The sequence below is a fragment of the Kitasatospora cheerisanensis KCTC 2395 genome (assembly GCF_000696185.1).
Classification (GTDB): domain Bacteria; phylum Actinomycetota; class Actinomycetes; order Streptomycetales; family Streptomycetaceae; genus Kitasatospora; species Kitasatospora cheerisanensis.
In genome coordinates this window covers 957,627-970,234 of sequence record NZ_KK853997.1, presented here as the reverse complement: position 1 = coordinate 970,234, position 12,608 = coordinate 957,627, and the positions used below count along the sequence as shown (strand labels likewise).

The following is a 12,608-nucleotide window of genomic DNA, read 5'->3' as shown; positions in this document are numbered from 1 at the left end:
CCGCTCGGCACGGCGGCGGGTCTCGGCCGGGGTCTCCGCCGCGGGCGCGGCCGGTGCGGGGGCCGGAGCGGTGAGGGCGCGTTCTACGGCCTTCTCGGCGAGGGCCAGCAGCTTGGCGGGCCGCAGGGTGATCAGCGGGCAGTACCAGCCGTCCTCCAGCCAGGTCCGCTCCTGTTCGGTCAGCCGCTGCCAGCCCGGCGAGGCGGCCAGCATCCACGGCACCGACTGTTTGGCGGAGAAGTGCCGCAGCCGGAGCGCCCTCGCCGGGGCGAGCACCGCGCGCGGCGCGAGACCGGCGTCCACCACCCGCCGTCCGGCCAGTTCGGCGCGGATCGTCACGGTGCGGGCCAGCGCCCGCAGCGACAGGTCGCGCAGCACCACCACCGGCAGCCCGGCCGGGACCTTCTTCAACTCGTCGACCAGCAGCACCCGGTGGCGCTCCGCGAAGTTGTTGGTGCGCAGGAACGCGGCCACCGCCGGGATCTCGCACAGCACCACGGCCTGCGCCTTGACGGTGCTGGGCTTGGACGCGGTCGGCGGGTGCTCGGTCAGCCCGGGCGGGAGCTCGCGGTAGACCTCCCGCCAGCGGCCGATCACCCGGCGCTCGAACTCCGGCAGTTGCATCCCGGGCCGCATCGGACTGTCGGCCTTGAGCCGGCCCGAGCCCACGAACTGCTTCACCGACAGGATCGCCGTGACCACCGTGAGCGGCCCCAGCAGGAACCAGGCGAAACTGCCGATCCCGGCCGCCAGCGAGAGGGCGATCAGCGCGACCACGGCCAGCACGGTGCCGCCGGTGACGCTGCCCTCGTGCTCGTCGGCGGCCGGGAACCGGTACAGGCGGCGCTCGTTGAGCCAGTACAGCTGCTCCACGGTGATCCGCAGCCCGTCGGGGGTGGCCTTGGTGACCAGTTCGCGGAACTTGGTGTCGTGCAGCCGGCCCGGTTCCACCTTCGGGTCCAGCGCGAAGGCCTTGCGGCAGTGCGAGCAGGTGTGCCCGGTGCGGCTGCGCTGGAGCAGGTTGGTCTGGCAGTGCGGACAGATCATCGGGCGTTCTCCCGGTTCATCGGGTGTGCTCGATCGGGGGCGTGGTCGTCGGACGTGGGGTCGTCGGAGGCGTGCTGATCGGAGGCCTGGTGATCGGAGGGAGCGGTGAGCGGGGAGGCGGTCGTCGGGCGGGGCGGGCGCGTCACCGGGAGTCCTCCAGGGCCGCCGCGATCCGGTGCAGCCGGTGCGCCAGCCGCTCCCGGACGCTCACCGTACCCACCCGCTGGCGTGCCGTCACCTCGCGCAGTGCGGCGGCGAGTTCGGTCTCGCCGCGCTGCTGGGCGACCTCGGCGGTGATCGCGTAGTCCTCGTGGTCGATGCCGTAGCCGGTGTTCGCGGCCAGGATCGCCAGCCGGTCCGTGCCGCGGTTGCCGAAGGAGTGCGGCATCAGCTCGGGGATCCGGATCAGCGTGCCCGGCGCCAACTCGACGTCCACCACCCGGCGCCGGCGCTCGTCGTACAGCCCGCAGGACGCCGGGCCGAGGGCCAGCACCAGGTGCTCGCCGCCGTGCGCGTGCGGGGTGAACGCGGTGTGCGGGGCGACCAGGCCCAGTTTGTAGGTGGCGTTCGACGGCCGCTCCGGCGAGGTCTTCGCGTCGCCGATGAAGTAGTGCGCGAACTGCTGGTCGTCGATGAAGCGCAGCAGCCCGCTGTCCGGATCCTCCGGGCCGAGCTCCCGCACGCCCGCGCGGTCGGCGCGCAGCACCCGGCCGTCCGGGCGCAGCCGGTACAGCTCGGCGCCGTCCGGCAGCGCGGACGCCAGTCGTTCCAGGCTCCGCAGCCCCCCGCGTATCGACACTCACGACCCCCTCGTCGGTGCTTTCGGTGATGCTACCCGGGCTGCCGGGGCCGCTGACCAGCGGGATACTCGAACAGATGCTGAATTCTGCGGAGGTGATGGCGATGTCCGCGACTGCTGCCGGAACTCCCGGCCCCCACCCGGTGCGGGGGACCTGGGCCTGGCTCACCGAGAAGCACAACTCCTCGCTGGTCTTCCTGCTGGCCCTGTCGCTGGGCCTGGCGCTGGTCGCCCCGCAGGTGTCCCAACTCTGGCTGCTGATCGTGTTCGCCGTGGTGTGGGGCGTGACCGTGGTGGCCTTCTTCTCCCAGTTCTGGGGCCGCCACGAGCACGCCCACCCGCGTCAACGCGCCCGGCACGCGGCCTGAACGGACCGGCACGCGGTCTGAACGGACCGGCACGCGGCCTGAACGGCCCGGCACGCCGCCCGGGCGGTCCGGTACAGGCGCGCCGGTCCGCTCGGCGGCCGGGAGTTGCGCGCGGGTCCGTCAGCTGCCCGACCACACCGTGGTGATGTTGCAGAACTCGCGGATGCCGTGACCGGACAACTCCCTTCCGTAGCCGGAGCGTTTGATCCCGCCGAACGGGAACGCCGGGTGGGAGGCCGTCATCCCGTTGAAGAACACCCCGCCCGCGCGCAGGTCGCGCACGCAGCGCTCGCGGTCACCGTCGTCGCGGGTCCACACGTTGGAACTCAGGCCGAACGGCGAGTCGTTGGCGATCTCCAGCGCCTCGTCCAGGTCGGCGGCCCGGTACACGGTGGCGAGCGGGCCGAACGCCTCCTCGCGGTGGATCCGCATCCGCGGCGTCACGTCGGTGAGCACCGTCGGCAGGTAGTACCAGCCGTGGGCCAGCGACGGGGCGTCCGGCCGCCGGCCGCCGCAGGCGACGCCCGCGCCGAGGCCGACCGCGTCGGTGACGAGCTCCTCCAGGTCGGTGCGGCCCTGCTCGGTGGCGAGCGGGCCGACCTCGGTGGCCTCCGCCATCGGGTCGCCCACCGTCAGCGCGCGCATCCGCGCGGTGAACCCGGCCAGGAACTCGTCGTACACGGCCGTGTGCACGATGAAGCGCTTCGCCGCGATGCAGGACTGGCCGTTGTTCTGCACCCGGGCCGTCACCGCCCGGGCGATCGCGGCCCGCACGTCCGCCGAGGGCAGCACCAGGAACGGGTCGCTGCCGCCCAGTTCGAGGACGGTCTTCTTCACCTCGTCGCCGGCCACCCGGGCCACCGCGCGGCCCGCGCCCTCGCTGCCGGTGAGCGTCACCGCCACGATCCGCTCGTCCCGGATCAGCGCCTCCACGGCGCGCGAGGGGATCAGCAGGGTCTGGAAGCAGCCCTGCGGGAACCCGGCCCGGGTGAACAGCTCCTCCAGGGCGAGCGCGGTGCGCGGCACGTTCGAGGCGTGCTTGAGCAGGCCGACGTTGCCGGCCATCAGCGCGGGCGCGGCGAACCGGATCACCTGCCAGAACGGGAAGTTCCACGGCATCACCGCGAGCACCGGGCCCAGCGGCCGGTAGCGGACGTACGCCGAGACCCCGCCGGAGTCCTCGACGTCCTCCTTCGCCGGGTGCTCGTCGGCGAGCAACTCCTCGGCGCGGTCCGCGTACCAGTGCATGGACTTCGCGCACTTGGCGGCCTCCGCGCGGGCCTGGGCGAGCGGCTTGCCCATCTCCAGCGTCATGGTGCGGGCGATCTGCTCGTTCGCCTGCTCCAGCAACTCGGCCGCGCGGTGCATCAGTTCACTGCGCTGCGCGAACGTGGACAGCCGCCAGGACTCGAACGCGGACTGCGCCCGGGCCAGCCGGGCCTCCACGCCCGCCTCGTCCAGCGGATCGAAGACCTCGACGGTGCGGCCGTCGGCCGGATTGACGGTGGCGATGGGCATCGGGAAACCACTCCCTGCTCGGACGCCGCCCGGCCGTTCCGGGCGGGGGCGGACAACGAGGGGAGCACGAGGAGGTGGAGACAGGAATCGAACCCATGTACGCGGCGCTGCAAGCCGCTGCCTCGCCTCTCGGCCACTCCACCGGACTCCCCGCGTGAGTTCGAACCTAGCAGCGGGAAAACCGCGACCGGCGCTGCGACGCACCCGTGTGTCGAGTGAATCGGCGGACGCGCCCCCGCTCGGCGGACGGACCGAGCTCGGGCGGCACTACCCTGGGCGGCGTGCAGATCGACGACCTGAAACGGCTCCGCAAGGCCCGCGACACCATGGACCGCGACTACGCCGAACCGCTGGACGTCGCGGCGCTGGCGAAGGTCGCGCTGATGTCGGTGGGCCACTTCCAGCGCAGCTTCCGCGCCGCGTACGGCGAGACGCCGTACAGCTACCTGATGACCCGTCGGATCGAGCGGGCGAAGACGCTGCTGCGGCGCGGCGACCTGTCCGTCACCGAGGTCTGCATGGCCGTCGGCTGTACCTCGCTCGGCTCGTTCAGCACCCGCTTCACCGAGCTGGTCGGCGAGAGCCCCAGCGCCTACCGGGCCCGCGACCACAGCGCCGCCGAGCACATCACCGCCTGCGTGGCGATGTACCTGACCCGCCCGATCCGCGGCACCGACACCGGCCGGCCCGGCGGCCCCGCCGCGCGGTCGATCAGGAACGGAGAAGCGGAAGCGGACGCCGGTCAGTAGCGTCGGGGGCATGGACATCAAGCTTTCGCAGTGCTTCATCGCCGTCGACGACCACGAGGCCGCGCTCGGCTTCTACCGGGACGCGCTCGGACTGGAGGTGCGCAACGACGTCGGCTTCGAGGGGATGCGCTGGGTGACCCTCGGCTCGCCCACCCAGCCCGAGGTGGAGGTGGTGCTGGAGCCGCCGGTCGCCGACCCGGGCGCCACCGACGCCGACCGGCAGGCCGCCGCCGAACTGCTCGCCAAGGGCCTGCTGCGCGCCGTCAACTTCCGCACCGCGGACTGCGACGCGACCTTCGAGCAGATCCGGGCCTCCGGCGCCGACGTGCTCCAGGAGCCGATGGACCAGCCGTACGGGGTGCGCGACTGCGCGTTCCGCGACCCGGCGGGCAACATGGTCCGCTTCGCCCAGCCCCGCAAGTGATCCGCACCTGAGCCGCGGACGGGCGCCGCCCGGAGCTCCCTCCGGGCGGCGCCCGTCCGCGTGCTGACGGTGAGTCAGCCGGTCGCGGTCAGCCGCGGTCAGCAGCGGTCAGCCGGCGATCAGCGGGTAGTGGTCCGACAGGTCGGTGTAGGTGTACGAGGCGCCCCAGCTGCTGACCGTCCACGGCGCGCTGTGGAAGCGGTGCACGGTGTTGGTGTACTGCTGCGGCCGGGCGTGGTCGGCCCGGTAGAGGACGTAGTCGAGGTCCTCCTTGGGCTCGCCGGGGTAGCGGTAGGCGGCGATCGAGTTGTCGACCGTGTCGAAGGAGTTCGCCCAGCCGTCGCGGGTGGTGGCCGGGGCCAGGTTGCCGTTGGAGAGCAGCGCCGGGTACTCGCTGCCGTGCGAGTCGATGTTCAGGTCGCCGGCCAGCACGATCGGCTCGCTCGCCGGGATCTGCTTGGCGTCCAGGAACGCCTTCATCGCGCGCAGCTGCTTGCCCCGGATGTCGGCCGCCTGGCCGCTGGAGCAGCCCGAGTCGGTGGACTGCAGGTGGGTGCCGACCACGTGGGTGCGCTGCCCGTTCACGTCGAGCTGCGCGTAGACGAAGCCCTTGTTGGACCACCAGTCCGAGCCGCAGGCGTCCTTGAAGACGTACTGCTCCTTGCGCAGGATCGGCCACTTGCTGAGCAGCACCACCCCGCCGTCCTCCGGCGTGGCGCTGCTGTAGCTGCCGGAGGTGGCGTCCCAGCCGCTGGTGGACCGGCCGACCACCGGCGTGTGGTACGGGTACGCGGCCGAGGCCTTCGAGACCAGCGCGTCCGAGGCCGTGTTGTCGAAGGCCTCCTGCAGCACGACCACGTCGTGGCCCTGGAAGAAGTCGGCGCCCGCGATGGCCTGCGCCCGGTAGGCCTGGCCCCAGTTCGGGTACAGGTTGGTGCTCATCAGGAAGGTGTTGTAGCTGAGCACGTCCAGCGGGGCGACGGTCAGCGGCGCGCTCTCGGCGTGCGCGGCGGTGACGGCCTGAGGCACCGTCAGCAGGGTTCCTGCGGCGGTGAGTACGGCGGCGAGGCGGGCGGCGCGGGACACGGACATCGTGGCTCCGGAACGGGGAGAGGGTGGATGGTGCCGGTGGATGTTGTGCAGTCAACTCGGGGCTGTGTGACGGGGACAAGACACCGGAGGACGGGCGGGTGAACTCGGCCGAAACAGCGCCTACCGGTGAGTAGCGAGTGGCCGGAACCGGAGCGGCCGACAGGTGTCAACCGAAGGTTGACACTTCCAAAGTGTCAACCTAAGGTTGCCTCATGGCTGACACCGCGGGAGCGAACCCCTCCATCCGGCTCGACGACCTGATCGAAGGCATCAAGAAGTCCCACCCCGAAGCGCTCGACCAGCTGTCCAGCGCCGTCCTGGTCGCCGACCACCTCGGCGACGTCGCCGACCACCTGATCGGCCACTTCGTCGACCAGGCCCGCCGCTCCGGCGCGTCCTGGACCGACATCGGCCGCAGCATGGGCGTCACCCGGCAGGCCGCGCAGAAGCGCTTCGTCCCGAAGGACCCCGGCGAGGTCACCGAGATCGACACCGCCCAGGGCTTCAACCGCTTCACCCCGCGCGCCCGCAACGTCGTGATGGCCGCGCACCAGGCCGCCAAGACCGCGCACAACCCCGAGGTGCGCACCGAGCACCTGCTGCTCGGCCTGCTCACCGAGCCCGAGGGCCTCGGCGCCGCGTACCTCACCGCCCGGGGCATCACCCTGGACGCCGTCCGGGAGGCCGCGCTCGCCGCCCTCCCGCCCGCCGTCGAGGACGTCCCGGAACTCGTCCCCTACGACGCCGGCGCGAAGAAGGCCCTCGAACTCACCATGCGCGAGGCCCTCCGCCTCGGCCACAACTACGTCGGCACCGAACACCTGCTGCTCGCCCTGCTCGAACATGAGGCCGGCACCGGCGTCCTCACCTCCCTCGGTCTCGACAAGGCCGCCGTCGAGGCCGCCCTGCTCGACACCCTCGCCCAACTCACCCCCGGCGCCTGACCGTTCGAAGCCCGGCGGGCCCGACCCAGGGACGGGGGTCGGGCCCGCCGTCGTGCGCCCGGGCCGAATTCGGTTGACGGTCGATCGGTGCGGGCGGTTCGCTGACGACCGCCACGACGGGCGGACACGAGGGGTGGAGCGCATGGCGTACCGACTGCAGGGGCCGGTGCTGGAGGGCGAGTTGGTGCGGCTGGAGCCGCTGGAACAGCGGCACGCCGGGGAGTTGGCGGCGGCGGTGGAGGAGGCCCGGGACAGCTACGGGTTCACCTGGGTGCCGCGGGCCGAGGAGGTCGCCGGGTACATCGAGGCGCAGCACGGGCGGGCCGCCGAGGGGCGGCTCGCGCCGTACGCGCAGATCGCCCGGGCCACCGGCCGGGCCGTCGGGGTGACGGCGTACTGGGAGCCGCGGACGCTGCCGGACACCGACGAGCTGTTCGCGGTGGAGGTCGGGTTCACCTGGCTGGCCGCCTCGGCGCAGGGGACGGGCATCAACGCCGAGGCGAAGCTGCTGCTGTTCCAGCACGCGTTCGAGCAGTGGGGCGTGGCCCGGGTGGACCTCAAGACCGATGCGCGCAACGCCCGTTCGCGGGCCGCGATCGCCGCCCTCGGAGCCCGGTTCGAGGGCGTGCTGCGCAAGTCGGGCCGCTCCTGGGTGCCCGGCGAGGACGGCGGCCTGCGGGACGCCGCGATCTTCTCGGTCATCGACAGCGAGTGGCCGCAGACCAAGGCCGCCCTGCGCGAACGCGTCGCCCGCTACTCCGGACGGCCCGCTACCCGGTGAGCCGGGGCGGGCAGCTCGTTGCTCGGTGAGCGGCGGCAGACGGGCCGTCAGTCGGTGTGCGGTGGGGGCGGGTTGGCCGGGCCGGGCGGCGGCGGGGGCGCGCCGCCGATGCCGGTCGGCTTGCCGGACGGGGACTTCTGCGGGGCCACGGCGTTCCTCCTCGGGCCGTGCGGCGGCCGGGCCGCCGCTCCGGTGCGGTCACCTGCTGAGTTCCCGACCGCGCGCCGGGCTATGCGGGGCGGGGGCCGATCCACCGAGACGGGGCGGCTGCCAGGTGTGGTGGCGCAGGATCGCCCGTAGTTGCGGCCCCGCCGGGGCCAGTCGCATCGCGGCGTTCCGGGCCGCCACGGCGAGCGGGTGCGACAGCCCCTGGCCCAGGCGTCCGGCCTGCCGGGCCGCCCGGGCGACCGCCTGGGCGCGCGGACGGCGCACCGCGTCGTACCGGGAGAGTGCGGTCGGCAGGTCCGGCGCGTCCGCGACGGCGGCCGCCAGGGTCACCGCGTCCTCCAGTGCCTGGCAGGCGCCCTGCCCCAGGTTCGGCGTCATCGCGTGCGCCGCGTCGCCGAGCAGCGCCACCCGGCCGACCGCGAACGTCGGCAGCGGGGTGCGCAGTTCGCGCAGGTCGTGGTGGAGGACGGCGGAGGGTCCGGTGGCCGCCAGCAGCTCGGGGACCGGCGCGTGCCAGCCGCCGAACCGCATCTGAAGCTCGGCCAGCGGGTCGGCGAACCGGGTGCCGGGCGGCAGCGGCAGCACGGCGTGCCACTCGGCCCGGCCGTCCGGCAGCAGGATGTGCCCGAACTCCGCACCGCCGCCCCAGGTCAGCTCGAACTCGCCGTCCAGCGCCAGCCGTTGCGCGGTGATCCCGCGCAGCACGGCGGCGCCGGTGGCGACCGGCCCCGGGTGCCCGGGCAGCAGCAGGCCGCGCAGCCGGCTGCCCACACCGTCCGCGGCGACCACCAGGTCCGCAGTGACCACGAGGTCCGCGTCCGCCGGGCGGTCCAGCTCCGCGTGCACGCGGCGGTCCGCGCAGCCGATCCGCACCGGGCCCGGCCCGTCCTGATCGACCGTCAGCGCGCGGACGCCGATCCGCAGCGCCCCGGCCGGCAGCGCCGCGCGCAGCAGCCGGTGCAGCTCGGCGCGGGTGATGCCGACGATCGGGCTGCCCACCGCCCGCTCCAGGACGGCCCCGTCCATCCGGGCCAGCCAGCGCCCGTCCGGCGTGCGGGTGCCGCCCGGTACTGCCCGCGCGAGGCGGCCCGGACGGCCGTGCCGACCCCGAGCTCGTCCAGCGCCCGCAGCCCGTTCGCGGCCAGAGAGATCGCCGCGCCCGCGTCGTCCGGGACCTCGGAGCGCTCCAGCACCGTCACGTCCCAGCCGACCCGCCGCAGTCCGAGCGCGGCCGCCAGTCCGCCGATCCCGCCACCGACCACCACCGCAGTACCGCGCACCGCCGCACCCCCAGTTCTTCTACAGATGTAGAAGCGACGGTAGCGGACCGAACGGCGGCCCGCGCGACGGGGTGTTAGATGGGCGCCATGGCCACCGACCGACGCACCCTGCTCGCCGACGCAGCCCTCGGCGTCCTCGCCGACCAGGGCATCCGCGGCCTCACCCACCGCGCCGTGGACCGCGCCGCCGCCCTCCCCGACGGCACCACCTCCGCCTACTACCGCACCCGCGCCGCGCTGCTCACCGCCCTGGTCCGGCGCCTGGTCGAACTCGACCAGCAGGAACTGGAGTCCACGGCCGCGCGGGTCGCACCGCCGCGCACCGCCGCCGAACTCGCCGACGGCCTGGCCCGGTTGGCGCACGGCCGGCTCACCGGCGAGGGCCGCCGGCGCTCCCTCGCCCGGTACGCCTGCGTGCTGGAGAGCGTCCGCGACCCGGAGCTGCGCGAGATCCTGACGCCCCGTGAGAACACCGGCCGGGACGCCGTCCGCCACTTCCTCGCCGCGCACCGGGTGGGCGACGTCGAGGGCCGCGCCCTCACCCTGCTGGCCGGGTTCGACGGGCTGGTGCTGGACGGGCTGGTGCGCGGGGAGCAGGCCCTGCGGCGCGACGCGCTGGAGGGCCTGGTCGCGGCGGCGCTGCGGCCCTGATCAGCTGCCGGACGCCCACTGGTGGACGGCGCCCTGGTGCAGCGCCGCGTACACCCGGTCGCGCAGCGCGTTGGCGTCCGCGTCGGTGAGGGTGCGGTGCAGGTGGCGCAGCACCACCTTGACCAGCAGGTTGTACTGGTCCGGGCGGGCGCCGAGCCGGGCCAGCGCCTGCGGCGGGAGGTCCCGGCACGGGGTGGTGGACAGCACCTCGACGCTCTCCACGCAGTCCGCGTCCGCGTCGAGCGCGTCGCGGACCCGGTCACCGAGGTCCTCCGCGAGCTCGGCGCGGTCGACGGCGATCGACAGGTCACGGCGGACCGCGGGCAGCGCGGAGACCGGCCGGTACCGTTCCAGGCCGGTCAGTTGGGCGGCCACCGCCGGGTCGGCGGAGCGCAGGATCCGGATGTCCGGGATGCCCTTGAGCAGCATCAGCATCCGGTCCAGCCCCATGCCGAGGGCCAGCCCGCTCCACTCCGGGCCCAGCCCCGCCGCCGCCAGCACCCCCGGATGCGCGAGCCCGCACTCGGCGACCTCCACCCACTCGCCGCCGGCCGCCACGTCCAGTTGACGCCCCGCCAGGGTGTACGGGTGGACGCGCTCCTCGGTGCGGTACTCCGCGCCGGGCAGCAGGGCCTCGGCCAGGACGGCGATCATCTCCGTCAAGTCGTCGGAACCGGCGGGGAGTTGGCGTCGAGTCAGGTACCACAGGTCGAGCTGGTGCGGGGTGCCGGTGTGCAGGCGGTCGATGCTGTCGCGGCGGTACACCAGGCCCGGGCAGACCAGCAGGACGGACTCGGGGGCGGCCCGGTGCTCGGCGGCGAGGGCGCGCAACGCACCCGGAACGAGGGCGGAGGAGTGGCTGCGCAGCATCCGGCGGCCGTCCACGTAGCGGGTGTAGCGGGCGTCCCGAGTGACGTCGTCGGCACGGTAGTTGAGGTGGTCGTAGTTGTCGGCGACGGTGACGATCCGCTCGCCGCGATGCGTGCGGACCGGGCAGGACCAGTGGCCGGAGAGGGCCTCGGCGGCGCGATCGACCAGCAGTTGCAGGGCGTGCGGGCCTTCGGCGGGATCGCTCAGATCGCGGACGGCGAGATCGCGGGCGAGCTGCTCGGCGGAGAGGGGAACGGGAGCGGGAGCGGTGGTGGGAACGCGAACGGACATGGCGGGCCTCCGGGGCCTCGGCGGGAAGGGTGGCGACAACACACCCCCCGGCCCCTGGGCACGACCCGCCGACCGGGACCGACCCGCTCAGCCGAACTGCACTACCGGCACAGCGAAACCCGACCCCTGCGGCACCCATCGGGAGCCGGGGGGCCGGTAAATCGGCGAGAGATCGCTACGACGGCCACGGCCGGATTCTAGACACCCGGCCCCCATCGCCCGCAACCGTATTCTCCCCGCCACGGGCGGCATCGTGGCCCGCGCCGCTCAGCCCTGTACGGTCCGGCCGCCCGGCGTCCCGAGAGCACCCCGATCGCCACGTCGTAGGCCCAGAACATCTCCTCGCCGAAGCAGACGGCCACCGTCCTGCTCAACGCTCCACCCCCGCAGCCGACTCTCCGGTGCGCCGGTGACGGGCCGTTCGCACGAGATGGCCCGGGAGTTCTCGATCGGCACGAGCGGGGCCGGCGTCGGGCCGGCTGTCCGCTGTCAGAGGGTGGCAGCATGCAGCACGATCAGGGCGACGGAGGCGATCGTGAGGAGCGCCGCCGGAGTCGCGCCCTTGTTGTCGCCGACGCGCAGGTGGAAGGCGACCGCCCCGGCGAAGTAGAGCGTCAGGCCGATCGCGGCGGCGATTCCGACGGGTTCCCACCAGAGTCCGGCGATCACGCCGGCCGCGCCCGCGATCTGAGCGCCGATCAGGAAGGCCATCAGGCTCTGCGGCACTCCGAGGGTGGACATCTGCTCCGTGATGTGGCGCGTCCGCAGAGACTTGGCCCCGGCCGATACCAGGAGAAGCACCGACATGAGCACGGTGACGACGGCAAGCGAGACGAACATGGCTGAACCTCAATCCTGCGAGAGACGAGTAGTCGGACCGTGCGCACCTCGACGACGATAGGCGGCTACCAGGTACCTCCAGGTAACCTTCGAGGCATGAGCCTGCGACCCGGAGTTGCCTTCCTCGCCGACTGTCCCGCTCTGCTGGCCATGGAGCTGATCGCCAGCAAGTGGTCCATGGTCACGCTCTTCGCGCTGACCGACGGCCCGTTGCGCCACGGCGAGTTGGTCGAGCTGAGCGGTGGCATTTCGCGCAAGGTACTGACCGAGACGTTGCGCCGGCTCCAAGCCAACGGGCTCGTCGAGCGGCACGCGTACGCCGAGGCGCCGCCGCGCGTGGAGTACGCCCTGACCGATCTCGGGCGAACCCTGGAGGAGCCCATCAGGATGCTCACCGCATGGGCGCGGGAGAACGGCGAGGCGGTCGTCAACTTCCGGGAAGCAGCCGAGGCGGCCGGCACCGTCCGAGCGGATCGGTGACAACGACGGGTGGCGGCAGCGACAGTCGCTCCGCGACAGTGATCAAGAACTGCCGCTGGAGTACTGGGCTCGGCGCTGTCGAGGAACGGGAGGCACGGGGGATGGCGGACGGGCAGGGCGGGGTCGGGCAGGCGTACGACGTGGTGGCGGAGCTGTACGCGACCATGTTCACGGGTGAACTCGCCGGACGTGAGGACGAGTTGGCGCTGATCGGGGAACTGGTCGCGGCGCCGCCCGTGGTGCGGCGCGGGCTGCCCGTCGGGGACCTCGGATGCGGCCCGGGGGAGGGACGGCGTTGCTGAGCGG

14 protein-coding genes, 1 tRNA gene and 1 pseudogene are annotated in these 12,608 nt (G+C 73.5%); 8 read left to right on the top strand and 8 right to left on the bottom strand.

The annotated features are described in order from the left end of the window. Both KCH_RS42260 and KCH_RS04250 read right to left on the bottom strand, forming a co-directional pair. The coding region (locus KCH_RS42260; protein WP_035859137.1) for a hypothetical protein at positions 1 to 1,047 on the bottom strand (1,047 nt) is incomplete at its 3' end. 142 nt (positions 1,048 to 1,189) lie between these two features. Further along, positions 1,190 to 1,846 carry a cupin domain-containing protein gene (locus KCH_RS04250; protein ID WP_035859134.1) on the bottom strand — a complete coding sequence of 219 codons (657 nt, stop codon included), beginning with the start codon at positions 1,844 to 1,846 and terminating at the stop codon, positions 1,190 to 1,192. Positions 1,847 to 1,923: 77 nt separating this feature from the next. Here KCH_RS04250 and KCH_RS04245 point away from each other — a divergent pair, with 77 nt between their 5' ends. Continuing rightward, positions 1,924 to 2,214, top strand: a complete 291-nt coding sequence (locus tag KCH_RS04245) for a hypothetical protein (RefSeq protein ID WP_157031888.1) — start codon at positions 1,924 to 1,926, stop codon at positions 2,212 to 2,214. 120 nt (positions 2,215 to 2,334) lie between these two features. Here KCH_RS04245 and KCH_RS04240 read toward each other — a convergent pair whose 3' ends face one another. Both KCH_RS04240 and KCH_RS04235 read right to left on the bottom strand, forming a co-directional pair. After that, positions 2,335 to 3,732, bottom strand: coding sequence for an NADP-dependent succinic semialdehyde dehydrogenase (locus tag KCH_RS04240; protein WP_035859130.1), 1,398 nt, complete (start codon positions 3,730 to 3,732; stop codon positions 2,335 to 2,337). Positions 3,733 to 3,804: 72 nt separating this feature from the next. Further along, positions 3,805 to 3,875 (bottom strand) — tRNA-Cys (locus tag KCH_RS04235). 183 nt (positions 3,876 to 4,058) lie between these two features. On the opposite strand from KCH_RS04235, the gene KCH_RS04230 reads away from it, so the two are divergent. Together KCH_RS04230 and KCH_RS04225 are read left to right on the top strand one after the other, a co-directional pair. Next, positions 4,059 to 4,481, top strand: coding sequence for a helix-turn-helix transcriptional regulator (locus KCH_RS04230; RefSeq protein ID WP_157032375.1), 423 nt, complete (start codon positions 4,059 to 4,061; stop codon positions 4,479 to 4,481). Between the two features lie 10 nt (positions 4,482 to 4,491). After that, positions 4,492 to 4,905, top strand: coding sequence for a VOC family protein (locus KCH_RS04225; RefSeq protein ID WP_035859126.1), 414 nt, complete (start codon positions 4,492 to 4,494; stop codon positions 4,903 to 4,905). A 108-nt stretch (positions 4,906 to 5,013) separates the two neighbouring features. On the opposite strand, the gene sph is transcribed toward KCH_RS04225, so the two are convergent. Further along, entirely contained in the window at positions 5,014 to 5,997 is a 984-nt protein-coding gene (gene sph / locus KCH_RS04220) for a sphingomyelin phosphodiesterase (RefSeq protein ID WP_035859124.1), read from the bottom strand. 212 nt (positions 5,998 to 6,209) lie between these two features. Here sph and KCH_RS04215 point away from each other — a divergent pair, with 212 nt between their 5' ends. Both KCH_RS04215 and KCH_RS04210 read left to right on the top strand, forming a co-directional pair. Beyond that, positions 6,210 to 6,941, top strand: coding sequence for a Clp protease N-terminal domain-containing protein (locus KCH_RS04215; protein ID WP_035859121.1), 732 nt, complete (start codon positions 6,210 to 6,212; stop codon positions 6,939 to 6,941). Positions 6,942 to 7,083: 142 nt separating this feature from the next. Next, positions 7,084 to 7,722: a GNAT family N-acetyltransferase gene (locus KCH_RS04210; RefSeq protein WP_035859118.1), complete on the top strand. Its 639-nt coding sequence runs from the start codon at positions 7,084 to 7,086 to the stop codon at positions 7,720 to 7,722. Positions 7,723 to 7,920: 198 nt separating this feature from the next. Here KCH_RS04210 and KCH_RS04205 read toward each other — a convergent pair. Beyond that, positions 7,921 to 9,170, bottom strand: a pseudogene (locus KCH_RS04205) (FAD-dependent monooxygenase). Between the two features lie 87 nt (positions 9,171 to 9,257). Between KCH_RS04205 and KCH_RS04200 the strand changes: the two are divergent. After that, a complete protein-coding gene (locus tag KCH_RS04200) occupies positions 9,258 to 9,821 on the top strand; it encodes a TetR/AcrR family transcriptional regulator (protein ID WP_035870725.1) in 564 nt (187 codons plus the stop codon). Here the strand turns inward: KCH_RS04200 and srmL are convergent, their stop codons facing one another. Next, a complete protein-coding gene (gene srmL / locus KCH_RS04195) occupies positions 9,822 to 10,982 on the bottom strand; it encodes a PheS-related mystery ligase SrmL (RefSeq protein ID WP_035859116.1) in 1,161 nt (386 codons plus the stop codon). It abuts the gene before it with no gap. Between the two features lie 489 nt (positions 10,983 to 11,471). Continuing rightward, positions 11,472 to 11,822, bottom strand: a complete 351-nt coding sequence (locus tag KCH_RS04190; RefSeq protein WP_035859114.1) for a DoxX family protein — start codon at positions 11,820 to 11,822, stop codon at positions 11,472 to 11,474. 96 nt (positions 11,823 to 11,918) lie between these two features. Between KCH_RS04190 and KCH_RS04185 the strand changes: the two genes are divergently transcribed. Both KCH_RS04185 and KCH_RS04180 read left to right on the top strand, forming a co-directional pair. Then, on the top strand, positions 11,919 to 12,302 hold the full coding sequence (locus KCH_RS04185; protein WP_035859111.1) for a winged helix-turn-helix transcriptional regulator: 384 nt from the start codon (positions 11,919 to 11,921) through the stop codon (positions 12,300 to 12,302). A gap of 101 nt (positions 12,303 to 12,403) precedes the next feature. Next, positions 12,404 to 12,604 (top strand): hypothetical protein, encoded by a 201-nt coding sequence (locus KCH_RS04180; RefSeq protein ID WP_035859108.1) that lies wholly within the window; start codon positions 12,404 to 12,406, stop codon positions 12,602 to 12,604. Positions 12,605 to 12,608: the final 4 nt, after the last annotated feature.